This is a genomic window from Marichromatium sp. PS1 (assembly GCF_041155115.1).
Taxonomy (GTDB): Bacteria; Pseudomonadota; Gammaproteobacteria; order Chromatiales; family Chromatiaceae; genus Marichromatium; species Marichromatium gracile.
In genome coordinates, this window is record NZ_BAAFHB010000001.1 from 1 (window position 1) to 26,059 (window position 26,059).

The following is a 26,059-nucleotide window of genomic DNA, read 5'->3' on the forward strand; positions in this document are numbered from 1 at the left end:
ATTTTTTCCAGCAGCAACCGATCGATCAGTTCGCGGGTTTCCTGAGAAACCGGCCCCTTGGCAGGATGGAGAACGAACTGGCGACCGCAATCTTGACACTTGTACAACTGCTTTTTCAGCCGGTTGAATCCATTTTTGGTCACATGGTTGGAGTGACACTGCGGACATGTCAGATACATCTTCTTCATCCTTAAAGCAAGAGATTCTGATCTTATCGAAACCTATCGGTCAGGGCACTACCAAAATCTCCCTGGCCGGAATTGCCCGTGCGGTGAAGGTCTCCGAGGCTTGGCTGCAGAACTACGTGAACGAGAAGTACAAGAAGGTTCCTCGTCAGGTCGCGCTAAAAAAAACACCACACCCTACGGAGTGATCCTGGAGTGCGACGAACTGTGGTCCTTTGTCGGAAAACGCCTGAACAAACAATGGATCTGGCTCGCCATGGATCGCCTGACCCGGCGTATCGTCGGGGTCCATGTTGGCGATCGTACGGAGCGCTCCGCACAGGCTCTGTGGGATTCCATCCCAGCGCAATATCAGACTTCCGCTCCCGTCTACACAGATTTCTGGAGCGCCTATGCGCGGATCATCCCGGCACACCGACATTATCCCAGTGCGAAGTCACAAGGGGAAACCAACCATATCGAACGGTTTAACGGTACACTCCGGCAGCGTATCTCCCGCTTGGTGAGAAAGTCGCTCGCATTCTCGAAAAACCAGGAAAACCATCTGGGTGCACTCTGGCACTTCATTCATCACTACAACGAAACGATGTGCGCTTGACTCACTGCGGGTGAGCCAAACACATTGAGCGATTCAAAATCCTATCGGTCAGGGCACTACCGCTGGTCGAATTGGGGATGACGCATGACACGGCCCCATCCGCCGAGGTATCGGAGCGGCGCGCCAGGCAGAACTCGGACGAGAAGACATGAAAAATCATAAAGAACTGGCGCGCATCAAGTCCGAGGACGAGATCGCACAAGCCGAAGCTCAAATCGTCGAGCTTTCCAAGAGGATCGAGTTCTATTTGACGGAGTATTCCGTTGAACTCTTGGCCAGCAAGATGATCAAGGGCGAGTTCGTCGTTCCCGCATATCAACGCGAATACACGTGGGAGCATGATCGAAAATCCCGATTCATCGAATCTCTGATCTTGGGTCTTCCCATTCCATTCCTTTTCTTCTGGGAAATGCCGGACGGAAAGCTGGAAATCGTTGATGGCTCGCAGCGACTGCGGTCGATCGAGGAATTCGTGCTGGGTGATCTTCGACTCGGTGAGTTGAAAAGCCTGACGGCATTGTCTCACTTCAAGTTCTCCGACCTCCCCGATTCCCGTCAGAGGAAAATCAAAAATCGCTCGATACGTGGCATTGTGCTCAACGAGCATGCCGATGAGCAGGCACGCTTCGACATGTTCGAGCGGATCAATACGGGTAGCAAGATCGCCAACATGGCCGAGGTCCGCCGTGGTGCTCTTGCTGGTCCTTTCATGGACCTCATCATCGAACTCTCTATGCTTCCGAAGTTTGTTGCTCTGGCACCTGTATCCAAGAAAGGCTTGAAAGAGCGCGAGCGTGAAGAACTCGTTGCCCGCTTCTTTGCCTACAGCGATGGATTGGAGGACTACAAGGATCGTCCGTCCGAGTTCATCTTCAACTATGTCAAAAAGATGAATATCGAAGCAGCCGATAATCCGGAATTGGCTAATCAGTACCGTGCCCGCTTCCAGGAGACCATTGACTTTATTGAACGTGTGTTCCCGTATGGCTTCCGCAAGACTCAAAAAGGGAAAGCCACCCCCAGGGCTAGGTTCGAAGCCATTGCCGTGGGATCGCGCCTCGCACTGAACGAGCGTCCCGGCCTCGTCCACGATGACATTGAGGACGTGAAGCCATGGTTGACCAGTAATGAATTCAAGACGGTCACTGGTTCGGACGGTGCCAATGCTATCGCACGCCTACAGGAACGTACTGGTTTCGTGCGAAATCGACTGCTGGGTGAGTGAATGAGCAGCAACCTAGCCATCGTATTCCAAGAGCGACTAGAGGAAGTCGAGGAATATCTGAATTTCCTTTCGACCATAGAAGCTCAGGCCCAACAAGGGCCGCCACGGATCGAAGGCGCAGAACATCCCATTACTACCCAACAACAAAGAATCCTTTATTCGAGCGTGTATTTGCAGTTGTACAACCTTGTCGAAGCAACGATGTCCCGCTGCATCGAAGCAGTTTCAGAGGCCGCGAAAGAGAATGCTCAATGGAAGCCTGGCGACCTTAGCGACTCGATGAGGCGCGAGTGGGTGCGCGTAACAGCTCGCACACACATCGAATTGACACCAGAGAAAAGACTGGAGAGCGCATTGCGCCTTTGCGAAAATCTGATGGACTCGTTGCCGATCGAAATCTTCGACATCGAAAAAGGGGGCGGTGGCAATTGGGACGACTCAGAGATCGAAGCATTCAGCAAGCGGCTGGGCTTCCAATTGGATGTAAGTCAGCCCGTCTACAGAGCCATCAAGCAGCCCTTCCGGAACGATCTAGGGCCGCTCGCCTTGGTGAAGCAACTAAGAAATCGTCTCGCGCACGGATCCATCTCGTTCGCGCAGTGTGCCGAAGATATCACTGTGGGGCGGCTCATCGAATTGAAGGATAAAACCGTAGATTATCTGAAAGAAGTTGTGAATTGCTTCATCAGATACATTAATAGCTTCGAATATCTCCTCCCGGAGAGGCGACCTGCATGAGCCGCAATCCAAAGAACATGCCTCGAATCGTGGGGGTCGATCTTTTCTGTGGTGTGGGCGGTCTCACACATGGCCTCATTCGTGGTGGCATTCAGGTGGCCGCAGGAGTGGATATTGATTCGAGCTGCAAGTTCCCCTTCGAGGCGAATAATTCCGCCTCGTTCCTGGAGTGCGATGTCGGGAAGCTGAAAGCCGAGGACATCATGCCCTTCTATGAGGGCGCCGACTTCACATTGCTCGCAGGTTGCGCCCCATGTCAGCCGTTCTCCACCTACAGTCGCAGCGGACGGAACAGCGATTATGAGTCGCAATGGCCTCTGGTGTCCTCCTTCGGCCGCTTGGTCAAGAAAATCAAGCCCGACCTAGTGACCATGGAGAATGTCCCGCAACTGGTGGATCACCCGGTCTTCCAGCAATTCCTCAAGAGCCTTTCTGGCTACAAGAAATGGTGGCAAATCGTGGAATGCTCGTCGATAGGTATTCCGCAGACTCGAAAGCGCCTGGTGCTACTTGCATCGAGACTTGGCAGCGAAGGTCTGGAGCTTTCGCAGGATCAAGCTCGGAAGGTGACAGTGTACGAGACGATCGGCTCGCTCCCCCCGATCAAGGCTGGCGAGCGCGATCCCCAAGACGAGTTGCACACTGCCTCGTCCTTGAGTCCTTTGAACCTGTCGAGGATTCGCAAGTCGCGCCCTGGAGGGACGTGGCGAGATTGGCCCGAAGAGTTGCAGGCATCATGCCACCGGAAGGATACAGGAGCCACCTATCCGAGCGTCTACGGACGAATGGAATGGGATCAGCCCGCACCGACCATCACCACGCAATGTTTTGGGTACGGCAACGGAAGATTCGGGCATCCAGACCAGGATCGCGCCATCTCGCTCCGAGAGGCAGCAATGCTCCAAACCTTCCCGAAGTCTTACGCATTCGCCCCACCTGGCGCTCCGATTAAGTTCAATAAGATGGGGCGTCTGATCGGCAATGCCGTGCCCGTTCGGCTTGGGGAGCTCATCGCTCGTTCGCTCGTTGGGCATGTGCAGGCCCACATGCACTGATCCGCACCAGCTCATCGTCTGGGACAAATGAAATAAAGGAAATAAAGGGAAATAAAGGGACACCCACTTACCGTTTTAGGAAATAAAGGGACACCCACTTACCGTTGACGCTCCCAAGGCCCTCTTCTACGCTTCTCCCAACACCCCCAGCGGAGATGCCCCATGACCCGTCCCCGCGCTGTGCTCGTCTCCTTGTCCGATACGCCTTGGTATCACGTCGTCACACGGTGCGTGCGCCGGGCGTATCTCTGTGGCTTCGATCGGCTGACCGGGCGGAGTTTCGAGCATCGGCGCGGCTGGGTGGAGTTGCGGTTGCGTCAGCTCGCGGGGGTGTTCGCGATCGATGTGGCGGCTTATGCGGTGATGAGCAATCACGTGCATCTGGTGGTGCGGGTCGATGCCAATCGGGCGGCGGGGTGGTCGGATACCGAGGTGCTGCGGCGCTGGCGGTGTCTGTTCCGGGGGCCTATGGTGGTGGAACGGTTTCTGTCGCCGTCGACGCGGGCGGGGATGACCGAGGCGGAGCTGGAAGTGGTCGCGGGGTTGGTCGCGACCTATCGGGCGCGGTTGGCGGATCTGTCGTGGTTCATGCGGGTGTTGAACGAGTCGATCGCTCGGGCGGCGAATCGGGAGGATGGGGTACGCGGACGGTTCTGGGAGGGACGCTTCCGTTCACAGGCGATCCTCGACGAGACGGCGTTGTTGGCGGTGATGGCCTATGTCGATCTCAACCCGATTCGGGCGGGGATCGCGGAGACGCCGGAGGAGAGTACCCACACCGGAATCGCGGCGCGGATCGCCGCGTTGCGGGCGGGTGATGAGGGTAAGGCGACCGGGCAGCATCTCGACGTGGCGTACCGCCCGGATGTCGGGCCGGAGACACCACCAGAGGTCTCTCCCGATTCGCAACGACCGATTCTCCACCAGCGCAAGACACCAGCCAGTCACGCACCCACACCGCCCGAACCCGAGAACGACACCTCACCGGACGCCCGTAGCACCAACCTCTGGGAAGCGGCCCTCAACCGCCTCTCCCCTGCCCCACTACTACCCTTCGGCAACCCCGCCGAGGTCCCGGCAACGATCCCCTTCACCTTCGACGACTATCTGACCCTGGTCGATTCGCTCGGTCGCGCCCTGCATCCACGCAAGCGCGGGGCGATCCCGGAGAACCTGCCCGATATCCTCACCCGGCTCGGGATCACGCCGGAGCGCTTCATCGAGCACGCGGGCTTCCTGCTCAAGGGCTTCGGGTCGGCTATCGGCGCGCCGGAGCGGCTGACGGCGCTCGCGGCACGGCGCGAGTGTCGCGTTATAAAGGGACACCCACTTACCGTTGACGCTCCCAAGGCCCTCTCCTACGCTTCTCCCAACACCCCCAGCGGAGATGCCCCATGACTCGTCCCCGCGCCGCGCTCGTCTCCTTGTCTGATACGCCCTGGTATCACGTCGTCACACGGTGCGTGCGCCGGGCGTATCTCTGTGGCTTCGATCGGCTGACCGGGCGGAGTTTCGAGCATCGGCGCGGCTGGGTGGAGTTGCGGTTGCGTCAGCTCGCGGGGGTGTTCGCGATCGATGTCGCGGCCTATGCGGTGATGAGCAATCACGTGCATCTGGTGGTGCGGGTCGATGCCAATCGGGCGGCGGGGTGGTCGGATACCGAGGTGCTGCGGCGCTGGCGGTGTCTGTTCCGGGGGCCTATGGTGGTGGAACGGTTTCTGTCGCCGTCGACGCGGGCGGGGATGACCGAGGCGGAGCTGGATGGGGTCGCGGGGTTGGTCGCGACCTATCGGGCGCGGTTGGCGGATCTCTCGTGGTTCATGCGGGTGTTGAACGAGTCGATCGCGCGGGCAGCGAATCGGGAGGATGGGGTTCGGGGACGGTTCTGGGAGGGACGCTTCCGTTCACAGGCGATCCTCGATGAGACGGCGCTGTTGGCAGTGATGGCCTATGTCGATCTCAACCCGATTCGGGCGGGGATCGCGGAGACGCCGGAGGAGAGTGCGCATACCGGGATTGCGGCACGGATCGCCGCCTTGCGCGCGGGCGATGAGGGTACGGCAATCGGGCAGCATCTCGACGTGGCGTACCGCCCGGATGTCGGGCCGGAGACACCACCAGAGGTCTCTCCCGGTTCGCAACGACCGATTCCCCATCAGCGCAAGACACCAGCCAGTCACGCACCCACACCAGCCGAACCCGAGAACGACGCCTCACCGGACGCCCGCAGCACCAACCTCTGGGAAGCGGCCCTCAACCGCCTGCCCCCTGCCCCACTACTGCCCTTCGGCAACCCCGCCGAGCTCCCGGCAACGATCCCCTTCACCTTCGACGGCTATTTGACCCTGGTCGACTCGCTCGGTCGCGCCCTGCATCCACGCAAGCGCGGGGCGATCCCGGCGGAGTTGCCCGAGATCCTCACCCGGCTCGGCATCGCGCCGGAGCGCTTCGTCGAGCACGCCGGTTTCCTGCTCAAGGGGTTCGGGTCGGCGATCGGCGCACCGCAGCGGCTGACGGCGCTCGCGGCACGGCGCGAGTGTCGTTATCTGCGGGGATTGCGGCGCGCCCGACTGTTGTTCTCGGCCGCTTGAAGGGAGGTCACACCAGCGTCTCAGGGGAGACTCGCAGCGGACCATCTTCAGCTCAAGGCGTCGGCATCACTCGACGGGGAACGCGCCCGTTCAGCCCGCGTGACCGAGGTAGCCCTCGATCATGGGCGTCCATTCCGGACTCTGGATCATGCGCAGAATCCATCGATTGACGGGCTCGCGTAGCTCGGTCTCCGGCGGAAGCGCGATGCCGTAATCCTGCCGCAGCAGAATGCCCGGCAGCACACGGAGTTCACCGGCATGCTCCGAGCTGACCAGGTGTCTCAGGATAGGCAGGTCATAGACGACGGCATCGGCCCGCCCGGCGGCGAGCGCCTCCAGTGCCTCGGAGACATCCGCGACCGACCTGTAGCGCACCAGCTTCTGGTCGAGGAAACGGGCGCTGGTGCTGTCCTCGGCCGTCACCACCCGCTTGCCGTAGAGATCGCTGAGCCCGCTCACGTTCTGACCCAGCTCGCCCACGGTCAGCGAGCTTGCAATGGCCGCCGTGAAGCTGGAGACGACCACCACACTGGTGAACATCCAGACCAGCCCGATCAGCCGCCCAGCGAAGGTCACGGGGGCCTTGTCGCCATAGCCGACGGTGGTCATGGTGACGGCGGACCACCAGATGCCCGAGCCGATCCCCTTGGCCGGCTTGCCGGAGAACTGTTCGTTGTGGCGACGCTCGGCGAGCCAGACCAGGGCGCCGAGTAAGGTGAGGACACCCAGCAAGGCCGCCAAGGACTGCAAAAAGGCACCCGAGGCCACGCGCCTGAGCGCGGAGAACCAGGTCAGCTCGGGGCGCTGCGGGACCGCCACCCCGAGCCCGGAGGTGAAGAAGGGATGGGTGAAGTCGACCCGCTGCTCGCGCTCGGCGGTGATGGTCAGGGCGGCGGCGGCCGCATCCACCTCTCCAGCGGCAACCGCATCCAACATCTCGTCGAGTCCCATTTCCTTGAACTGGACCCGGAACCCTTCCTCGTCGGCGATACGCCGGATCAGCTCGATGGTGATGCCATCCCAGCCCTTCTCCCGCTTGATGGCGAAGGGCGGCGCATCACGCGTGGCGATGACGAGTTCGCGCTCGCCCGACGGCTCGTCGGCCCCGCCCTCTGCAGGCGTCATGAGCGACAACAACACGCTCAAGGCGATCAAGATCAGCGGTGATTGACGCCCTACGCTCTTCATGGCGGATACTCCTCGCACGCCTGTCTCGTCCGCCGCGAACCGGCCATGCGCCAGCGGTGCGGCTCTCGAACAGCAGCCATACTAACAGGAGCGTTGCAGCGATTGCCTGGCACCGGGAGAAAGGGCGCGCACGTACAGTTAGGCGCCTGCCTGATGCCGCCGTCTCGACATCGCGCCCGAGCGTTTCGTCAAGCACACCGGTTTCCCGCTCAAGGATTTTGGATCAGCGAGAGTGTTGCGATCTGGCGAGGGTTGCGGCGTGTTCGGGTGTGATTCTCGAGCACTTGAGGGGCGTCCCTGCCGGACGAGTAAGAACGCCAGACATCAAGCTAACAAGCGAAAAGACACCGACTCAATCGGGGATCTACCGGCCATCCCCGCCCGAGTCGACAGCGCCGCCGCGCGCCCTGTCGCGTGGTCGGTTTCCTGCTCAAGGGCCGCGCGCGGAGGCGGCGCGCGCGGCGTGAGCATCGCGATGTGGGGCTATGGCTTGCCCGGGTGTCGTCCTCGACCGCCTGAGTGGAGACCGCGCCGGCATCCCTGCCGAACGCGTACGCCGCCAACGCTCAGCGCAGCGCGCCCTCGAGGATCGCCCGCACCTCGGCCGAACCGATGTCGCCGCGCTCACCGAGCGGCAGCAGGTGGTTGTCCTCCAGGCCGGCGACCAGGGTGTCGATCGCGGTGGCGTCGAGCCCGGCGTCGGCGAGCGAGGTCTCGACACCCATGCGCTGGAAGAACGCTCGGGTTTGCGCGATCGCCTGATCGATACGCGCCTCCGGCTCGCCCTGGTCGATCCCGAAGACCCGCTCTGCGTACTGCAGCAGCTTGTCGCGCTTGGCCGCGCGGCGGGCCTGCATCAGCGCAGGGAGCACGATGGTCAGGCTGCGCCCGTGGTCGATGCCGAAGTGCGCGGTCAGCTCGTGACCGATGCGGTGGGTGGCCCAGTCCTGCGGCACGCCACAGCCGATCAGGCCATTGAGCGCGAGCGAGGCGGCCCACATGATGTCGGCGCGCAGCGCCAGATCATTGGGGTCGTCGAGCGCCTTGGGGCCGGTCTCGATCAGGGTCAGCAGCAAGCCCTCGGCGAAGCGATCCTGCACCCGGGCATCGGCGGGATAGGTGAGGTACTGCTCGATGACGTGGACGAAGGCGTCGACCACCCCGTTGGCGATCTGGCGCGGCGCCAGGCTGAGGGTGGTGGCGGGGTCGAGGATGGCAAAACGCGGGCGCACCAGCGGGCTGTAGAAGGCGAGCTTGCGCTCCGCCCGGGTCACCACCGCGTTGATATTGGTCTCCGAGCCGGTCGCCGGGAGGGTGAGCACGCAACCCAGCGGCAGCGCCTCGCGCACCGGCGCCTGCTCGGCGAGGATCGCCCAGGGATCGTCGCCCGGATGGCACGCGGCGGCGGCGACGAACTTGGTGCCATCGATCACCGAGCCGCCGCCGACGGCGAGCAGATAGTCGAAGCCACCGGCGCGCACCCGCTCGACCGCGCGCATCAGCGTGTCGTAGCGCGGGTTGGGCTCGATGCCGCCGAAGGCTTCCCAGTCGAAGCCGGCGAGCGCCGCTGCCACCTGATCATAGACCCCATTGGATTTGATCGAGCCACCGCCATAGAGCATCAGCACCCGCGCCCCAGTAGGGATGGCCTCGGCCAGCGCGGCGATCTGGCCGCTGCCGAAGTGGATACGGGTTGGGTTCTCGTAGACGAAGTTGTCCATCGTGACTCCTGTGGATTCGGTACAAGGGGCATGCGTTGCCCGTGACCCTATCAGCCTACCCCGCGACTATCGCGGCCTGAACCGTCGATCCTGCCGATTACTTGCCTGATCCTGCTCAATCCGGGCGGATCGTCCACAAATCATGCCCGATAAAGGATAAGATCCTGCTTCCAGGCCATCACACAATACGACACCAGCATGCCGCCAGGACTTCAGCAACCGCTCGCGCGGCTGCGCGCCGCACACCAGGCACGTGCGCGCAGTGGCACCTTCGACACCGAGATCCCCGGGGTCCGCGTGTTCTGGACCGACGCCTCTGCGGCTCGCACCCCGATGATCTACGAGCCCGGGATCGTGATCATCGCCGGCGGCCACAAGACCGTCTATCTCGGGCGCACCCGCTTCGGTTACGACCCCAATCACTATCTGATCGTCAGCGTACCCTTGCCGCTCGAATGCGAGACCCACGCCAGTCCGAGCGATCCCCTGCTCGGGTTGTTCGTCGCCATCGACTGGACCCTGCTCCACGAGTTGGTCGCACTGGTCTGCGGCGGACTCGCGCCGCAGCGGCCGCAGACCGCCGGACTGCCGCGCGGACTCGCGCCGGTGGCGCTCGATGCCGAGATGATCGCCACCACAGCTCGACTGCTGCACGCGCTCGACTCGCCGCTGGAGTCGCAGGTGCTGGGCCGGGCGCTGGTGCGCGAGCTGCACTACCGCGCCCTCCTCGGCCCTCATGGTCCGGCGCTGTGTGCGCTCACCCAGCACCAGGATGCCGATGCACGCATCGCCCGGGCACTGGCGCGCATCCATCGTGACTATGCCAAGGCGCTGAGCGTCGAATCGCTGGCCACCGAGGCGCACATGGGCGCTTCGACCTTCCATCGCGCCTTCAAGCAGGTCACCGGCGAGACCCCGCTGCGCTATCTCAAGCGCATCCGCCTCGACCGCGCCCGGGCGCTGATCGCCGCCCAGGGGGTACGCGCGAGCGTCGCCGCCACCCGGGTCGGCTACCAGAGCGCCTCGCAGTTCAGCCGCGAGTTCAAGCGTCACTTTCGGGTCTCGCCGGCGGAGGTGCGACATGCCACGGCGAGCGTCGCCGGCCCGGTCCCCGACGACTCGCGGCCCTGAGCGGACCCGCTCAGTCGCCGTTGCCGCGCCAGTCGGCGAGGCGGATACCGACCAGGCTGGCCACCAGGATGGCGAGATAGAACTGCCCCACCACCGCCTCGATGAAGGCGAAGAAGCGCGCCAGCGAGGACACCGGCACGATGTCGCCGTAACCGACCGTGGTGAGGGTGATGAAGCTGAAATAGACCAGCTCGGGAAAGCCCTGGTACCAGGGACCGGGGCGTAGACCGGCGAAGGCGCTCGGCTCGAGCAGTGCGATCAACATGTAGAGCGTCGCCCAGACCAGCCCCATCAGCAGATAGACGCAGACCGCACCGACGATCTTGTTCCAGTCGACCGAATCGCCGCGCAGCACCTGCTCCATCGCCAGCCAGCTGGTGAGGATGAGATAGCCGAGCAGGATCAGCAGCCACACCACCGCCGTCTCCAGCCAGCGCCCGAGCAGGATCACCACCAGGCTGGCGAGGATCAGCCCCAGCCGGGTGCGGAACCAGTGGGTGCGCCGGTTCATCCCCCAGACCCCGAGCGCCAGCGCGGCGACGATCGCCAGCTGCACCAGCAGCTGACCGAGCCGCAGACCGAGCTCGTCGGCCAGCGCGGTACCGAACAGCAGCACCACCAGGGCGACGGTGAGATAGCCGAAGTTGTCGTGCTCGGTGAGTCGTCGTCTCATCTTCCCTCCGAAGGTGCCCGCCTTGCCCCGTGCCCGGGCGGCGACTAGCATCGATCCCTTTTCCGCGCCCGCGCATCCTCACCACAGGAGACCCCCGAGTGGAGCCTGCCGTCGACAGCCCCGATGAATTCTGGATGCGCCACGCGCTGCGCCTGGCCGAGCGCGCGGCGCAACAGGGCGAGGTCCCGGTCGGCGCGGTGCTGGTGCGCGACGGGCAGTGCATCGGCGAGGGCTGGAACCGCCCGATCGCCGACAACGACCCCAGCGCCCACGCCGAGATCCAGGCGCTGCGCGACGCCGGACGCCGGCTCGCCAATTATCGCCTGCCCGAGACCAGGCTCTATGTCACCCTCGAGCCCTGCGTGATGTGCGCCGGGGCCATCGTCCATGCCCGTGTCGGCGCGGTGGTCTATGGCGCGACCGACCCCAAGGCCGGGGCCTGCGGCAGCGTCTTCGACCTGCTGCCCTCGGATGCGCGCTTCAACCATCGCACCGAGTGTCGCGGCGGGGTGCTCGCCGCGGACTGCGGCGAGCTGTTGCGTGACTTCTTCCGCGCCCGACGCCGGGCCGCGCGGGCCGCCCGCGACGCGCTCAGGCCGTGAAGTCGACCACCACCGCGGTGACGTTGTCGCTGCCACCGGCCTCGCAGGCGGCCCGTACCAGCGCCTGAGCGGCGACCTCCGCGGGGTGGATCTGGGAGAGGATACGGGCGATCTCGTCGCCGGCGAGGTCGCGATTCAGCCCATCGCTGCACAATAGGTATCGATCGCCCGCGCGCAGCGACTCGGTACGCCGCTCGAACTCGAGCCGGGCGTCGGCGCCGACGGCGCGCACCAGCACGCTCGAGAGCGGGTGCAGCTCGGCCTCCTCGGGGGAGAGCAGCCCCATATCGACCAGCGCCTGGACCTGGGAGTGATCGCGGCTGAGCTGCTCGAGCACGCCGGCGCGCAACCGATAGATACGGCTGTCGCCGGCCCAGCACAGCGCAGCGCGATCACCAACGGCGAGCAAGGCCGCGACCGTGCTGCCGCAGAGCGCCTCGAGCACGCCCTCGGCGCTCGCCACCAGCTCGCGGTTGACCGCACGCAGCGTCCGCTCCAGCGTCTCCAGCCCCGACTCCAGCTCGAGTGCGCGCTCCAGCCGTCCCAACCGACTGACGATCAGCCGGCTCGCCTCGGCGCCGTCGCGATGCCCGCCCATGCCATCGGCCACCGCCCAGAGCCCCAGCTCCGGACGATCCAGATAGGCGTCCTGATTGTCCCGCCGCACCCGACCGGCATCGCTGATACCGCCCGAGTTCCAACACAAGCCCTTCGACCAGGGAGCCATGATTCGATCCACCTCTCGTCCGCCGACCATGGCGGTTTCGATCTTCCATTGTGCTGCCGCCGACCCACGTTGCGTCGACGACGATCAAGCCGCATAGACTGTATAGCGAACGCCATGACGTCAATGCGGATGTACGATTGCGACCGGTGGAGGCAGCGGATGGGCCAGGAGATCGCCAGTGACCGGTTCAGCGAGGCCGATCTCGCGCGCTTCACCACCCGGCTGCGCGAGGAGACCGCGCTGCTCGCGCGCTGGTTCGCCGAGGGGCGGATCGCGCGCGCGCCCCCGATGCTCGGCTTCGAACTCGAGGCCTGGCTGGTCGACACCGCGATGCGCCCGGCCCCGCGCGCCCCGGCGCTGCTCGACGCGCTCGCCGACCCCCGGGTGGTCCCGGAGCTTTCGGTGTTCAACATCGAGTTCAACGGCACCCCGCTCGAACTCGGCGCGACGACCCTCTCGCAGCTCGCCACGACGCTCGGCGAGCCACTCGAGCGCGCCCAACGGCTGGGCGAGGATCTCGGGCTGCGGGTGGTCACCATCGGCACCCTGCCGACGATCGACGCCGAGCAGCTCGACATCGAGACGATGTCGCCGCTAGCGCGCTATCGCGCGCTCAACGCCCGTATCTTCGCGCTGCGCCAGGGGCGAGCGCTGTCGCTGATCATCGACGGCGACGAACCGCTCGAGCTGCACTGGCACGACGTCATGCTCGAGGCCGCCGGCACCTCCTTCCAGATCCACCTGCAGGTCGCCCCCGAGCACGCCGCCCGGGTCTACAACGCCTCCAAGATCCTCAGCGGCCCGCTGGTGGCGATCAGCGCCAACTCGCCTTTCCTGTTCGGTCATGCGCTGTGGGAGGAGACGCGGATCGCGCTGTTCGAGCAGGCGGTCTCGGTCGGCGGCGCGATTCTCCAGGAACGGGTCAACTTCGGCCAGCGCTATGCCGCGCACTCGATCCTCGAGACCTTCGAGGCCAATCTCGCGCGTTATCCGGTCCTGCTGCCGCAGTGCAGCGACGAGCCACCCGAGACGCTCACCCACCTGCGCCTGCACAACGGCACCATCTGGCGCTGGAACCGGCCATTGATCGGCTTCGACGACGACGGCCGCCCGCATCTGCGCATCGAGCACCGGGTGATCCCCGCCGGTCCCACGGTTGCAGACGCCATCGCCAACACCGCGCTCTATCTCGGTGCGGTGCACGCGCTCAGCCACGACCCGCGCCCCCCGGAGCAGCGACTGCCCTTCCCCCTGGCGATGGCCGGTTTCTACGACTGCGCCCGCGCCGGGCTCGGCGCGCGCATCCGCTGGCTCGACGGGCGCGAGCACCAGGTCGCCACCATCCTCCGCGACGACCTGCTGCCGCGCGCCCATCGCGGGCTGGAGGCGTTGGGGATGGGCGCGGACGAACGCGGACACTGGCTCGACATCATCGCCCAGCGTCTCGCCCGGCGACGCACCGGCGCGGCCTGGCAACGCGCCTGGGTGGCGCGCCACGGCCACGACATGTACGGGTTGACCGCCGCCTATCTGGCACGCCAGCGCGCCGGTCACCCGGTGCACCAATGGAGCATCGACTGAACCAGGGACGACCATCCCGAGGACGCAGAGACCATCGCCATGCTGCAACAGCTCGACCACCTGCCGGAGGGACTGCTCGAGACCCCGGCGCCCGGACTCGAGGCCCTGCTCGGCGGCCCGACCCTGATCCATCTGCCGGGACAGCGCCGGGCGCCGCTGTTCGTCTCGGTGCTGCTCCACGGCAACGAGACCGTCGGCTGGGAGGCGGTGCGCGCCCTGCTCGCCGCGCGTCTGACCCGCTACGGCGCGCTGCGCCTGCCCCGTGCGCTGAGCCTGTTCATCGGCAATGTCGCCGCCGCCGCCCACAGCGTCCGGCGGCTGCCCGGACAACCGGACTACAACCGGGTGTGGCCGGGCGCCGCACCCGACCACGGCCCGGAGCAGCTGATGATGGCCCAGGTGGTCGAGACCATGCGTGCACGCGCGCCCTTCGCCAGCGTCGACCTGCACAACAACACCGGGCGCAACCCGCACTATGGATGCGTCAACGTGCTCGAACCCCGGACACTGCAGCTGGCGAGCCTGTTCGCCCGCACCCTGGTCTATTTCACCAGCCCCACCGGGGTGCAGTCACAGGCCTTCACCGGCATCTGCCCGGCGGTGACCCTGGAGTGCGGCAAGGTCGGCGAGCAGGGCGGCGTCGACCACGCGCGCGAGTTCGTCGGCGCCCTGCTCCAGCTCACCGAGCTGCCCGCGCGCCTGCCGGCGGCGCGTGAGTTCGATCTGTTCGAGACCGTCGCCCGCGCCCGCATCCCGCCCGGGGTGCACTTCGGTTTCCCGCCCGAGCAGGCCGATCTGGTCCTCGACCCGGCGCTCGAACGGCTCAACTTCTGCGAGCTGCCGGCGGGCATGGCCTTCGGTCGGGTGCGCCCCGGCAAGGGGCTCTGTGTCGAGGTGCACGACGCCGAGGGCCGCGACCTGAGCGCGCAGTTCTTCAGGATCAGTGGCGAGGAGCTGCTGCTGCGCCGCCCGGCGATGCCCTCGATGCTCACCCGCAACGAGGTGGTGATCCGTCAGGACTGTCTCTGCTATCTGATGATCCGCCGCGAACCGCCGCTGGCCGTGCGCGACGATTGAGCGGACTCAGCCCGAGAGCGGGCGCGGCGCGCCCGCGACCAGGCGGCGCAACCGATACCACAGCCAACCGAGATGCTCGTGGAGGGCGTAGTAGCTGACCACGAAGCCGCGCGCCGAGGGCAGCCAGTCACGATAGTTCCAGTCATCCGGATCGGGGTCGTGGAGAAACCCGGTGGGCGCGGCGATCGGCGCCAGACCGACCTCCTCGAACACCCGCAACGCACGTCTCAGGTGCCAGGCATCGGAGACCAGCAGGATGCGTCGATGGCCGTCGCGCGCGAGCAGCGGCGCCGAATAGGCGGCGTTCTCCCAGGTGTTGAGGCTCCGCGCCTCGACCCCGGCGACGGCGATGCCGTAATCCTCGAGCAACACCTCGGCCATCAGCCGCGCGATCGGCGGGGCCTCCGGCGGCGGGCTGCCGCCGCTGACATAGAGCGGCAGACCGGTGGCGCGCTGCAGGTGCGCGGCGTAGCGCAGACGACGCAGGGTGGCGCTGTCGACGCTCTCGCCGCCGTACTCCGGGGCCGCGCTCGTACGTCCGGCGCTGAGCACCAGGATCGCCTCGGCATCGGCCGGGATCGGGTGACCGGGGGTGGCGAGCGGCGCATGCCGCTCCAGCGGCGCCATCAGCCAGGCGCCGACGGCCGGCAGGCTCATCGCCGCGAGCGCCAGGGTGGCGGTCAGCAGCAGCCCCCGCCCCACCCCGCCCTGCACCAGCAGCGCGGCCAGCAACAACGCCAGCACCAGGATGCCGGGCGGCATCAGCAGGCTCTTGAGTACGCTGTAGAGCACGCTCATGCGCGCCGGGGGCGGCGACTCACAGCGGCGCCTGCAGGTCGGCATGATAGGAGGAGCGGACCATGGCGCCGCTGGCGACATTGCGAAACCCCATCGCCTCGCCATCTTCGCGCAGGGCGTCGAACTCCTCCGGGGTCCAGTAACGACGCACCGGCAGGTGCGCGCGCGAGGGCTGCAGATACTGCCCGAGAGTGAGCATGTCGCAGCCGTGCTCGCGCAGCGCGCGCATCACCTCCAGCACCTCGTCGCGGGTCTCGCCGAGTCCGAGCATCAGCCCCGACTTGGTGAGCACATCGGGGTGGCGCGCCTTGAACGCCTCGAGCAGTCGCAGCGAGCCGGCATAGTCGGCACCGGGCCGGGCCTCGCGATAGAGCCTGGGCACGGTCTCGAGGTTGTGGTTGAAGACGTCGGGCACCGCGTCGTCGACGAAGCACTCGAGCGCGACCGACTCGCGACCGCGGAAGTCCGGCACCAGCACCTCGACGCGGACCCCCGCCTCCTGGGCGCGCACCGCGCGCACGCAGGCGGCGAAGTGAGCCGCGCCGCCATCGCGCAGGTCATCGCGATCGACCGAGGTGATGACCACGTAGCGCAGCCCCATCGCCGCGATCGAACTGGCCAGGTGCTCGGGCTCGCCGGGATCGGGCGGCTCGGGACGACCGTGAGCGACGTCGCAGAAGGGACAACGGCGGGTGCAGACATCGCCGAGGATCATGAAGGTGGCGGTGCCGTGGTTGAAGCACTCACCGAGGTTCGGGCACATCGCCTCCTCGCACACGGTGGCGAGCTTGTGCTCGCGCATCAGCGCCTTGATGCGCCGCACCTCGGCGCCGAGCGGGGCGCGCGCGCGGATCCAGGCGGGCTTGCGCAGCACCGGGGCATCGGTCGCGACCTTGACCGGGATGCGGGCGAGCTTGTCGCGGCCACGCTGGTGGGTCTCTGGGGTCGCGCGCGAGGGCGCGCGTAGCGGATCCTGATCTGACATGGACGGGTTCCCGGCCTCGCGCTCACACGAGGCTGTTGCGGTTGACGACATCCGCATCATCATCGGGGAGACGAGGCAGCGAAACAAGCGCGACCAGAGTCAGGTCGCGCCGGGCAACGGAGGACGGGAATCAGTCCTCGGGCGGCAGCAGCCGATCGACGAGGATCGCAAACCAGGGGGTGAACCACTCCGGGTGCATGCGCAGGGCGCGACGGATCGCCGCCACCGACATCCACCGCCAGGCGCCGACCTCGGAGGGGTCGGGCTGCGGGTCATCGGTGAAGTGACCGTGGTAGATGTGCAGGTATTCGTGCTCGATCAGGCCCGAGGCCTGATCCTCGGCGCGATAGATCAGCTCGTTGCGCTCGGTGAGCGGGACGCGGAAGCCGAATTCTTCCTTGAGCCGGCGGCCGGCACCGGCGACCGTGGTCTCGCCCGGGCGCGGGTGACCGCAGCAGGTGTTCGACCAGCGGTTGGCGAAGTGATACTTGGCATCGGCGCGGCGCTGCAGCAGCAGCTCGCCACGGGTGTTGAACACCAGGATCGAGAAGGCGCGATGGAGTCGGCCGTCGACGTGCACCTCCAGCTTGCCTGCCGGACCGATCTCGCGATCCTCTCGATCGACGACGATCAGCTGCTCGCTGGCGTCGCGTCGGGCGACCTGCTCGAGTTCGGCGGCGTTCAGGGGCGGAAGGACTTGGGCGGTCAAGGTCTCACCTCCAGCACGCTCCCGCCCCACCAGGCGCGCGACGAGGTGCGGGAGACGTCGTTCGGATTCAGGGTCGGATCGGGACGCCGACGACTCAGCGCGTCCCGAAGGCGTCGATGGCCGCGCGCAGCTCGACGTGCTCGGCGGCATAGTCTAGCAGGGGAACGCCCCGGGCGATCGCCTCCCAGGCCTGACGAATGCTTGCGGCGCCGCCGCGCGGGCCATGCGGATGGCCGAACACGCCCCGCCCCGGCACGAAGCCGAAGTCGACGGTACCGAGCTTGTCGTGGACGCCGCCGAGGGTGAGGGCGTTGTCGCTGCCCCCGGGGACCGGCAGGCTGGGCAGCAGCTCGCCCATGGGCTCGAGACAGGCGGCGGCGTTGGCGCGCACCTCGTCGTCGGAGGTGAACATGCGCGAGCCGAAGCCGGGCATGATGACGACATCGAACCCGGCCAGACGCTGCAGCTTGGCAAACACCCGCGAGTGGATGCCGAAGCGCTCCATGCGACTGAAGGGCGCGATGAAGGGGAAGTGGGCGACCAGCGGCACCTGGGTGTGCTCACGCAGCATGCGCACCGCGCTCAGGCCCACCGGCATGGCGTTGACCAGCAGCGCGTTGGCGCCGCGGGCAACGGCACGATCGTGCAGTTCGATCAGGTTCTCGACCTCGTCGGTGACATTGGCGAGATAGATCTTGGGGGTGCCGGTCTCGGCCTCGGCGCGACGCCGCGCGGCGCCGAGCAGCTCGGCGCGACGCTCGAGCGGACACCAGTCGGTGTCGGCGAGCATCTCGTCGTCCTTGGCGATGTCGAGCCCTCCGAGCCAGCCCTGGTAGCCGAGTTCGCTGAAGGCCTCGGGCGGCAGACCGATGTTGGGCTTGATGACACCGAAGAAGATCGGCCGATCATAGGCCTGGAGCTGCTCGCGCAGCCCCTGGACGCCGAACTTGGGACCGGGGAACTGGGCCAGATAGGCCGCCGGAAAGTGGATGTCGAGCAGCTTGACCACCGGCGCGCCGGGCGAGAAGAAGGTGCCCTCGCCGCACACCGCGCTCAGCAGGTTGGGAATGCGCGGGCCGAAGTTGCGATGGGGATGGGCGATGCGCACCCGGCAGGCGGAGACGCCCTCGGTGACCTCGGGCTCGACGCCATAGCTGAAGCCCGGGCGGTCCTGTTCCAGCACCTCGAGCTCGACCGCGCGCGCACCGAAGCGCGGGCGCAGGTCCTCGTCGCTGCCGACGCGGCGCCACTGCGCGGTGGATTGCTCGGCGCAGAAGTGCGCGACCGCCTCGCGCGGATCGCCGCTGCACTCGAGGTAGTAGTCGAGCAGGATGTAGTCGTCGGCCACCAGCTCGTCGAGCGTGGCGAAGAAGCCCTCGCAATCGGCAGGGGTCATGGGGTCAGCGGACTCCGGAGATCTGGATGTTGAGGGTGCGCGACTCGCGCGGTCCGTCGAGTTCGACGAAGAAGATCGACTGCCAGCGACCGAGCAACAGCTCGCCGTGGTGCACGGGGATGGTCTCGGAGGCGTTCATGAACAGCCCGATGAGATGGGCGTGGGCGTTCTCGCGACCGTCGATCGGCGCCTGGTCGTGACCATAGCCCGCGCTCTTCGGGGCAAGGCGCGAGAGGAAGGCGAGCATGTCCTGCTGGAGCATGGTCTCGCGCTCGTTGAGGGCAACGAAGGCGGTGGTGTGCGGGGAGTGGATGGTGACCTGTCCCTCGCGCACCGAACTCTTCTCGAACACCTGCCGGATCTCGGCAGTGATATCGATGATCTCGATCGGGGAGGCCGTTCTCAACGGCAGGCGTTCGTGATGGAAATGCATAACAAGATGACTTCGATCTCAGCGGCCACGAGCGGGAAGGCTGCTCGCCCTCCTCGCCCGCGTCCGCAACCAGCCGCTTTCGCTTCAGAGCGTCGGCATGGCCGACATTCCTGCGACAGCCACCGGAGCAGCCTCCGAACCTTGCAGCCAGCCAAAGCCCGGGGAGCTGAGCAGGATGAGGTGGATCAGCAGCGCGAGCACGAACAGGAACCCACCCATGGCGACCAGGGTCATGCGCGGATCAAAGGTCTGCCAAATCTTGTGCATTGGTTGTCTCCTACATACATGGCACGGGACGCGGCAGCACACGAAGGCTGCCAGCCTCCCGTCAAATCCGCTGTGCGGCGGAGGTCTGGCTGATTACAGCCAGGGACGCCACAGCCACGCGAGGATGTGAGCCACGACCACGATGCCGAAGAAAGTGGTCATGCTCTGCACGAAGATGCCGTGAAACTCCTTCGCCTCTTCCTCGGTCAGCCCGGTCATGCTTTTCTCATCAGCCATGGAATTACCCTCACTTTTCATGTTAGGCCGATTAGGCCGTTACCGCGATCTACCCCGCGGCGGGGAATGATTCGGTGCGTCCATGGGCGGCCGAGGCCTGACCCGGGGACGCAGCCGTTGCCCGGGACTCGGACTTAAGCAGCACCGCCGAGCCAGTTGAAGGCCGGGCTGCTGAGCAGGATGAAGTGGATCAGCAGTGCCAGCACGAACAGGAACCCGAACAGGGCGACCAGGGTTCTGCGCGGATCAAAGATCTGCCAAATCTTATGCATGGTTCTCTCCAGTTTCATACAGAGTGGGTGTTACCGAGCTGACGGCCACCCGAGCGGTCATCGACCAAAAGACCCTTGGCCGTTACAGCCAGGGACGCCACAACCACACGAGGATGTGTGCAACGACAACGATCCCCGTGAACGCGACGAAACTGGACACGAAGATGCCGTGAAATTCCCTGGCTTCGTCTTCGGTCAGTCCAGACATCGAGCGGTTTTCCTGAGCCATTGAATGCCTTCCTCTCGATCGTCACCTTAGGCGATCGACTTCGCCGGTGTTGCGTCCCCGGGGGGGCGTACCGTGGCACGGTCCCCTCGGCTTGGGCGCCGCCGGGGCGGATGCCTCCGGCGCCGTCTAGGGCGTCCTTGCCCAGATCACGAGCGAAGTCCGAGTTCGCCCGTTACAGCTGCTGAGTATCCGCCTCGGCCGGAGCAGCCTCCTGCTCGGCCTCCGCTGCCTCGGTCTGACGACCCATGAGGCCCGGATAGTCCTTCAGCATCTTCGCACCATAGAGCGGCTTGTAGGCGCCCTGGTGGCAGGTCTTGCAGCTGACGCGGAAGGGGTCGCCATAGGGCCCCTTGCGCGACTCGGGCAGCACCTCGTTGAGCGGCCACAGGTAGTCCTGGTTCATCTCACGCACATGGCGGATCGCGTACCAGGCGGTGGTCCGCTTGGGCGTACTCTGATCCCAGGCGAAGAACGACCGGCTGTTGTGACAGTAGGTGCAGTTCACGCCCAGCGCTTCCGAGATGTGCATCATCAGACCATAGGTCCACTCGGCCTGCTTGATCGAGTTGGTGTTACCCGAGGGCAGCGCGGTGTTGCCGATGACGCGGATCTCGTTGTCGTTGTCGAGGAACGGGGTCATCGGATCGAACGGCAGCGACGAGTAGGCCGCGGTCACCATGCCAGCGGCGTTCTGCCCGGTCGGCACCACACCGGACGGGTGGTCCGGACCCGGATCGGTGGTCCAGACATACTCCGGCACCGGGTTGCCGCGGTGACAGGTGTAGCAGGTCACACCGGTGTCGGCCACGTGATCCTTCCACGCGCCGTTGGCCTGACGGGTCATCTCGAACATCCGCCGCGACACCACCTTGGTGTAGATGTCGTCGGAGGCGAAGTCACCGGGGACGTGGCAGTAGTTACAGCCTTCCTCGGGCGAGACCCACATGGTCACGGCGACCATGGTGCGAGTGAACTCAGCCATGGTGAGGTCGTCGAGGACCTGGACATTCTGGTAGATGTCGGTCGCCATCGGACCACCGGGTGCCGCGGCCGGGATCACCTCCGGCGGCACGTTCTCCCGGAAGCTGGCCTCGAGCAGACGGGGGTTCTTGACGTGCTCCATCGCCAGACCGCGGTAGCCGCCCTGCTCGACTTCTGGTGGCGGACGCTCACACCCGAGGAGCACCACCGAAGCAACGAGTGCTACCGCTGGGATGGATGCATGCTTGCCAATATTCATTGCGACACCCCCTGCAGCATCAATGGGTCTTGCACGGTGGTTTCGATCGGATAGCTCGGCGCAACGCCGTGCTTGACCGCCCAGAGGTACCAGTTGTCGACAACGGTGCCGGTCAGCAGGATGCCGATGCCAGCAGTGATCACGGTCAGGACCGCGCACCACCAGGCCCAGCGGTGGATCGACTCCATGGTCGCGTTGAAGCCCATGGTCCAGCGCCAGAACAGCGCCGCACGCTCTGCAGCAGTACCACGATCCACCACCTGATCGATCTCACGGTCGCCACCGAAGCGGCTCACGGCCAGGATGGTTGCACCATGCATGGCGAAGAGCAGCGCCGAACCATAGAGGAAGGCGATCGAGAGCATGTGGAACGGGTTGTAGTAAAGATTGCCGTAGCGAATCGAGAAGGCAGCCGTCCAGTCGAGGTGCGGGAAGATGCCGAACGGCACCGCCTCGGCCCAGCTCCCCATCATGATCGGGCGGATGAAGCCCAGGCTCAGATAGAAGAAGATGGCTGCGGCGAACGCCCAGGACAGATACTGGCTCATGCCGAGGTCGGCCGCGCGCTTGTAGGTGCGCACCCACCACAGCAGGATCGAGGCTGTCAGGAAGAAGCCGGCCATCAGCCACCAACCACCCTCGGTGAGCGGCGGAATGCTCAGTCCGTACTGCGGTGCCGGCGGCTCGAGCGCGAGCCAGAAGAAGTTCCTGACGAACTCGATCGGATTCCAATCGACCGTCGCCATCATGTTCAGGCCGATGATCAGAATCGCGACGAAACCGAAGATCAGCGAGAGGGTACCGGTGAAGCCGAGGTAGATGGGACCGAACTGAGCGTCACCGATCTTCCCGAGCCAGTAGGAGAAAATGGGCTTTCCGAGACGTGGCAGCTTGCCTTTCGGCAGCGGCACACCCGGATAGGCCGGGCAGCGCACTTGCACGCTCGTAAAAATGTTCTGATATTCAGGCATTGTAGTCTCCTAGATCCTACCAGAGCGGAAGCTCAAGCCACCAGTTCCACCATTCAGGCCAACCGCGGGTCCAGAAGGGTCCACTGATAACGATACACACCGCGCTCCAGAAGACGGCGCTCAGCGCCAGGAACAAGCCCAGACGGTGGATGCCGAGTGCGCCAATGGAGTAGCCCACGAGGTCACGGAAGAAGGTGTTCTCATGCTCGCCGGTCTTGACCGGCTCACCCTTCTGCGGATTGGTCACCGACAGGATCAGCGAGCCGTGCATCGACAGCGCCAAGCAGGTGGTGAAGAAGAAGGTGATGCCGAGCATGTGAGCCGGGTTGTAGTGGAAATGCAGGAACTGATACCCCACATTCGAAACCCAGTCGAGGTGGCTCAGGATCCCGTAGGGGAAACCGTGACCCCAAGCGCCCATCAGCACCGGGCGAACGACCACGAGCGTCAGATAGGCGCCGATCGCGAACGCAAATGCAAAGGGGATGTGGAAGCCGATGCCGAGCTTACGGCAGATTTCGACCTCTCGGAGAGCCCACGACACAAAGGCACCGGTGGCACAGATTGTGATGATTTGCCACAACCCGCCCTCGGTCAGCGGCGCCATTCCCAGACCGTAGCTCAGGTCCGGCGGCGCGATGCTGATCTGCCAAATGTTGTAGGTCTGGAGTTCGGCGTTAGGACCGATGGTCGCACCCCAAACGATCAGGAGCACGCCCAACAATGCGAAGAAGAAGCCCGTCACCCCGAAGAAGCCGACATAGAACGGCCCCACCCAGAAGTCGAATAGGTCTCCCCCTATCAGCGTCCCGCCACGGACGCGGTATTTTCTCTCAAAACTGAGCATGGCCATCGTAAAATCCTCTGCTGGGGAGGCACCCGAGGCGGCTGCCTCCTCTTAGCACTGTCGGCGGTAGGAGGGGCCGACCAGCTTGGCCGAGCCTCGCCTGCCGCCCCCATCAGGGACGTTATTGGTGCTGCGGCACAACCGGCGTCACCTGCTGGACCGACGAGGCCGGAACACCGTCTTCGAGCCAGTTGAACTCGGCGGTGCTCAGCAGAATCATGTGGATGGCGAGACCCAGCACGATCAGGAAGGCGAAGAGGGCGATCAGGATGCGACGCGGATCGATGAGCATCCAGATCTTCCACAGGGCTTCGGTCGGGAACATAACTAATTCTCCTAAAGAAATCGTAAAGGTCGTGCAGCACTTGCTGCCCAGGCGGCCCCGATGGGCGCCTGTGCACCTACGCTCGGATTACAGCCAGGGGCGCCACAGCCAAGCGAGGATGTGCGCGACGACCACGATGCCGAAGAAGGCAGTCATGCTCTGCACGAAGATGCCGTGGAACTCCTGTGCTTCCTGCTCGGTCAGACCGGTCACGCTGGTGTTGTCAGCCATTGGATAAATCCTCCGAATTTGGAGCTAAACCTCAGTTACGCCGCACTTGCCCCGTGCGGCGAGGGGTGCCGTGAGAGTGTCTGCCACGGCTGAGAAGACACCCGATGCCTGTCGGGCGAAATCCCATCGTGCCGATCGCCCCGCGACGGGGGAGATCGTCAATTCGATCCGCCACCCCTGGTGCGCTCGCACCCTCGGCCTCGCTCACTCTCAAACTCAGGAGTGCTGATCGAGGCTAGCGTCATTCGCGTGGTTCACAGAGGACTCACGACAGCGCGGGCTCGAAACACGATGGCCCTACGGGCTGGCTGGATTTTGGGTGTCAGTCTAGCTTGACTGGCAGAGATGTCAATCTACATTTACACCGGATTTTGACCCAGCCCTGCCCCGGATCAGGATTCCTTCCCAATGGGGCCTGAAGGCTGCCGGATAGCGACGCGCAAAGCGGTGTGAGGAAGGCCGCTGGCACGACAGCGCCCACCGGGAAGGCGGGCACGGAAGGGTGATGAGAGAGTGCCGACAGGCACCGTCCGGGCCGCCTCGGGCCGCCCGGACGACACCCTCAGCAGCGGCCTCAGGCGCCGGAGACGGCGCCGCGCGACTGCTCCACCTGGGCGACACCGACCTGCTCGAGACCCGCGGTCCGGGCAGCGCGCTCGGCAGCGTCCCGCAACCGCTTGGCCGCCGAGATCCGCACCAGCACCGGCTGCGCCTCGACGATCCGGTCGAACAGCGCCCGCGCCTCTTCCGCCCAGGGCAGCTCGCGATGCATTCGCGCCGGAGTAGGATCGACGCGATCGAGATCGCTGCCCAACGGCAGGATGTTGAACAAGGCGTCGAACAGCGCGTTGCACACCTCCTGGACCAGATAGGTCGCCCCGGCGTAGCCCATGAAGGGGGTGCCGGTATGACGCCGGATCACCGTGCCCGGGAAGGAGGCCGGGATATAGGTCGCGCGAGCGCCGATCTCGGCGAGATACATCCGCTCGTTGTAGCTGCCGAAGACGATCAGCGGCGTCTTCTCCTGCACCGCGGTGCGGATCGCGTCGTTGTCGATCTTCACCCCGGCGCACCGCGAGAAGGCGAAGTTGCAGGGCAATCCCAGCTCGTCCTCGAGGAAGTGGCGCAGCCCGCGACTATAGGTCTCGCTGGCCGCGACACCGAAGCTCGCGGTGGTGAAGAAGTCCTGGGTGACCGAGCGCCACAGGTCCCAGATCGGCTTGATCGTGGTGTGCTTCTCGCGCTCGATGAAGGGCTCGGGGTCGAGCCCGAGCAGCTCGCCGAGGGTGCGCAGGAACTTGGTGGTGCTGTGCAACCCGATCGGCGCCTGCAGATAGGGCCGCTCGAGCGCCTCGCACAGCGCCCGACCGCTCTCGCGGTACATGCACACGTTGACGTCGGCGTCGGCAAGCCTGGGGATCTCCGAGAGCTCGCAGCCGAGCGGGAAGGTCAGGTTGACCTCGGCGCCGATGCCCTCGATCAGGCGTTGGATCTCGGCCAGATCCGAAGGCATGTTGAAGGTGCCATACATCGGACCGATGATGTTCACCTTCGGGCGCTCGTCGGGGCCGCGCTCGCGGCGCTTGACCGCCTTGCCCTTCTTCGGCCCGTACTGGGTCCACAGCCAGTACATCGCGCGGTTGGCGCTCTGCCACTGGTCCTCGTCGATGGTGCGCGGCAGGAAGCGCTGGATGTTGGTGCCTTCGGGGGTCACGCCGCCGCCGATCATCTCGGCGATCGAGCCGGTCACCACCACCGTCGGCAGCTTCGGATCGAGGCTCTCGAAGGCCCGGCGCATCGCCTGCTCGGTCCCCTCCTGCCCCAGCTCCTCCTCACCCAGCCCGGTCACCGCCACCGGCAACTCGTGCGGCGGCAGGCCATCGGTGTAGTGCAGCACCGCCGTCACCGGCAGGTTCTCGCAGCCCACCGGGCCGTCGATGATCACCTGCAGGCCCTTGACGGCGGTGAAGACGTAGACAGAGCCCCAGTAACCGCCAGCGCGGTCGAGGTCGTTGATCAGCATCGGT

The 26,059-nt window shown here is 65.2% G+C and carries 30 protein-coding genes; 10 read left to right on the forward strand and 20 right to left on the reverse strand.

Annotated elements, in window-relative coordinates; translation table 11 throughout:
• The coding region (locus ACAM26_RS00005; RefSeq protein ID WP_369612891.1) for an IS1 family transposase at positions 1–188 on the reverse strand (188 nt) is incomplete at its 3' end.
• A 181-nt stretch (positions 189–369) separates the two neighbouring features.
• On the opposite strand from ACAM26_RS00005, the gene ACAM26_RS00010 reads away from it, so the two are divergent.
• The 6 genes from ACAM26_RS00010 (at position 370) to ACAM26_RS00035 (ending at position 6,392) form a co-directional block, all read left to right on the forward strand.
• Complete coding sequence (locus ACAM26_RS00010; RefSeq protein WP_369612892.1) at positions 370–783, forward strand: IS1 family transposase; 414 nt, start codon at positions 370–372, stop codon at positions 781–783.
• 148 nt (positions 784–931) lie between these two features.
• Positions 932–2,008: a DUF262 domain-containing protein gene (locus ACAM26_RS00015; RefSeq protein WP_369612893.1), complete on the forward strand. Its 1,077-nt coding sequence runs from the start codon at positions 932–934 to the stop codon at positions 2,006–2,008.
• Complete coding sequence (locus tag ACAM26_RS00020; RefSeq protein ID WP_369612894.1) at positions 2,009–2,746, forward strand: MAE_28990/MAE_18760 family HEPN-like nuclease; 738 nt, start codon at positions 2,009–2,011, stop codon at positions 2,744–2,746.
• On the forward strand, positions 2,743–3,801 hold the full coding sequence (locus ACAM26_RS00025) for a DNA cytosine methyltransferase (protein WP_369612895.1): 1,059 nt from the start codon (positions 2,743–2,745) through the stop codon (positions 3,799–3,801). The genes ACAM26_RS00020 and ACAM26_RS00025 overlap by 4 nt, the downstream gene beginning before the upstream one ends.
• A 162-nt stretch (positions 3,802–3,963) precedes the next feature.
• Entirely contained in the window at positions 3,964–5,199 is a 1,236-nt protein-coding gene (locus ACAM26_RS00030) for a transposase (protein WP_369612896.1), read from the forward strand.
• Complete coding sequence (locus ACAM26_RS00035; RefSeq protein ID WP_369612897.1) at positions 5,196–6,392, forward strand: transposase; 1,197 nt, start codon at positions 5,196–5,198, stop codon at positions 6,390–6,392. Before ACAM26_RS00030 ends, ACAM26_RS00035 begins: the two co-directional genes overlap by 4 nt.
• 90 nt (positions 6,393–6,482) lie before the next feature.
• Here ACAM26_RS00035 and ACAM26_RS00040 read toward each other — a convergent pair whose 3' ends face one another.
• On the reverse strand, positions 6,483–7,580 hold the full coding sequence (locus tag ACAM26_RS00040; RefSeq protein WP_369612898.1) for a transporter substrate-binding domain-containing protein: 1,098 nt from the start codon (positions 7,578–7,580) through the stop codon (positions 6,483–6,485).
• 566 nt (positions 7,581–8,146) lie between these two features.
• Positions 8,147–9,301, reverse strand: a complete 1,155-nt coding sequence (locus tag ACAM26_RS00045) for an iron-containing alcohol dehydrogenase (RefSeq protein WP_369612899.1) — start codon at positions 9,299–9,301, stop codon at positions 8,147–8,149.
• Between the two features lie 198 nt (positions 9,302–9,499).
• On the opposite strand from ACAM26_RS00045, the gene ACAM26_RS00050 reads away from it, so the two are divergent.
• A complete protein-coding gene (locus tag ACAM26_RS00050; protein WP_123141439.1) occupies positions 9,500–10,432 on the forward strand; it encodes an AraC family transcriptional regulator in 933 nt (310 codons plus the stop codon).
• A gap of 10 nt (positions 10,433–10,442) precedes the next feature.
• Here the strand turns inward: ACAM26_RS00050 and ACAM26_RS00055 are convergent, their stop codons facing one another.
• Positions 10,443–11,105 (reverse strand): potassium channel family protein, encoded by a 663-nt coding sequence (locus ACAM26_RS00055; RefSeq protein ID WP_165913433.1) that lies wholly within the window; start codon positions 11,103–11,105, stop codon positions 10,443–10,445.
• Positions 11,106–11,203: 98 nt separating this feature from the next.
• Here ACAM26_RS00055 and tadA point away from each other — a divergent pair, with 98 nt between their 5' ends.
• Positions 11,204–11,707 (forward strand): tRNA adenosine(34) deaminase TadA, encoded by a 504-nt coding sequence (tadA, locus tag ACAM26_RS00060; RefSeq protein WP_123141437.1) that lies wholly within the window; start codon positions 11,204–11,206, stop codon positions 11,705–11,707.
• Here tadA and ACAM26_RS00065 read toward each other — a convergent pair.
• Positions 11,697–12,434, reverse strand: a complete 738-nt coding sequence (locus tag ACAM26_RS00065; protein ID WP_369612900.1) for a PP2C family serine/threonine-protein phosphatase — start codon at positions 12,432–12,434, stop codon at positions 11,697–11,699. The genes tadA and ACAM26_RS00065 overlap by 11 nt on opposite strands.
• Before the next feature lie 159 nt (positions 12,435–12,593).
• Here ACAM26_RS00065 and ACAM26_RS00070 point away from each other — a divergent pair, with 159 nt between their 5' ends.
• Positions 12,594–14,015, forward strand: coding sequence for a glutamate-cysteine ligase family protein (locus ACAM26_RS00070; protein WP_369612901.1), 1,422 nt, complete (start codon positions 12,594–12,596; stop codon positions 14,013–14,015).
• Positions 14,016–14,054: 39 nt separating this feature from the next.
• A complete protein-coding gene (locus ACAM26_RS00075; RefSeq protein WP_132228728.1) occupies positions 14,055–15,092 on the forward strand; it encodes a M14 family metallopeptidase in 1,038 nt (345 codons plus the stop codon).
• A gap of 6 nt (positions 15,093–15,098) precedes the next feature.
• Here the strand turns inward: ACAM26_RS00075 and ACAM26_RS00080 are convergent, their stop codons facing one another.
• The 15 genes from ACAM26_RS00080 to bchZ form a co-directional block, all read right to left on the reverse strand.
• Positions 15,099–15,935, reverse strand: coding sequence for a YdcF family protein (locus ACAM26_RS00080; protein ID WP_223807028.1), 837 nt, complete (start codon positions 15,933–15,935; stop codon positions 15,099–15,101).
• A complete protein-coding gene (gene lipA / locus ACAM26_RS00085; protein WP_123143042.1) occupies positions 15,910–16,875 on the reverse strand; it encodes a lipoyl synthase in 966 nt (321 codons plus the stop codon). The genes ACAM26_RS00080 and lipA overlap by 26 nt, the downstream gene beginning before the upstream one ends.
• A gap of 130 nt (positions 16,876–17,005) precedes the next feature.
• Positions 17,006–17,584, reverse strand: coding sequence for an isopentenyl-diphosphate Delta-isomerase (gene idi / locus ACAM26_RS00090; protein WP_062272594.1), 579 nt, complete (start codon positions 17,582–17,584; stop codon positions 17,006–17,008).
• A 94-nt stretch (positions 17,585–17,678) separates the two neighbouring features.
• Entirely contained in the window at positions 17,679–18,980 is a 1,302-nt protein-coding gene (locus tag ACAM26_RS00095) for a RuBisCO large subunit C-terminal-like domain-containing protein (RefSeq protein ID WP_123143040.1), read from the reverse strand.
• A 4-nt stretch (positions 18,981–18,984) separates the two neighbouring features.
• On the reverse strand, positions 18,985–19,413 hold the full coding sequence (locus ACAM26_RS00100; RefSeq protein WP_123141432.1) for a secondary thiamine-phosphate synthase enzyme YjbQ: 429 nt from the start codon (positions 19,411–19,413) through the stop codon (positions 18,985–18,987).
• 84 nt (positions 19,414–19,497) lie between these two features.
• Complete coding sequence (pufA, locus tag ACAM26_RS00105; protein WP_123141431.1) at positions 19,498–19,680, reverse strand: light-harvesting antenna LH1, alpha subunit; 183 nt, start codon at positions 19,678–19,680, stop codon at positions 19,498–19,500.
• Positions 19,681–19,773: 93 nt separating this feature from the next.
• Positions 19,774–19,917, reverse strand: a complete 144-nt coding sequence (gene pufB, locus ACAM26_RS00110) for a light-harvesting antenna LH1, beta subunit (protein ID WP_062272586.1) — start codon at positions 19,915–19,917, stop codon at positions 19,774–19,776.
• 134 nt (positions 19,918–20,051) lie between these two features.
• Positions 20,052–20,189 (reverse strand): light-harvesting antenna LH1, alpha subunit, encoded by a 138-nt coding sequence (gene pufA, locus ACAM26_RS00115; protein WP_082805927.1) that lies wholly within the window; start codon positions 20,187–20,189, stop codon positions 20,052–20,054.
• A gap of 82 nt (positions 20,190–20,271) precedes the next feature.
• Positions 20,272–20,418 carry a light-harvesting antenna LH1, beta subunit gene (gene pufB / locus ACAM26_RS00120; protein WP_062272584.1) on the reverse strand — a complete coding sequence of 49 codons (147 nt, stop codon included), beginning with the start codon at positions 20,416–20,418 and terminating at the stop codon, positions 20,272–20,274.
• Between the two features lie 172 nt (positions 20,419–20,590).
• Positions 20,591–21,658, reverse strand: a complete 1,068-nt coding sequence (gene pufC / locus ACAM26_RS00125) for a photosynthetic reaction center cytochrome PufC (protein ID WP_223806133.1) — start codon at positions 21,656–21,658, stop codon at positions 20,591–20,593.
• On the reverse strand, positions 21,655–22,629 hold the full coding sequence (gene pufM, locus ACAM26_RS00130; RefSeq protein ID WP_123141430.1) for a photosynthetic reaction center subunit M: 975 nt from the start codon (positions 22,627–22,629) through the stop codon (positions 21,655–21,657). Before pufM ends, pufC begins: the two co-directional genes overlap by 4 nt.
• Positions 22,630–22,645: 16 nt before the next feature.
• Positions 22,646–23,482, reverse strand: coding sequence for a photosynthetic reaction center subunit L (pufL, locus tag ACAM26_RS00135; protein ID WP_123141429.1), 837 nt, complete (start codon positions 23,480–23,482; stop codon positions 22,646–22,648).
• A gap of 115 nt (positions 23,483–23,597) precedes the next feature.
• Complete coding sequence (pufA, locus tag ACAM26_RS00140) at positions 23,598–23,801, reverse strand: light-harvesting antenna LH1, alpha subunit (RefSeq protein ID WP_123141428.1); 204 nt, start codon at positions 23,799–23,801, stop codon at positions 23,598–23,600.
• Between the two features lie 87 nt (positions 23,802–23,888).
• Complete coding sequence (pufB, locus tag ACAM26_RS00145; RefSeq protein ID WP_062272574.1) at positions 23,889–24,032, reverse strand: light-harvesting antenna LH1, beta subunit; 144 nt, start codon at positions 24,030–24,032, stop codon at positions 23,889–23,891.
• A gap of 574 nt (positions 24,033–24,606) precedes the next feature.
• The gene (gene bchZ, locus ACAM26_RS00150; protein WP_123141427.1) at positions 24,607–26,055 is read right to left on the reverse strand and encodes a chlorophyllide a reductase subunit Z; all 1,449 of its coding nucleotides are present in this window, start codon (positions 26,053–26,055) and stop codon (positions 24,607–24,609) included.
• Between the last annotated feature and the right edge of the window lie 4 nt (positions 26,056–26,059).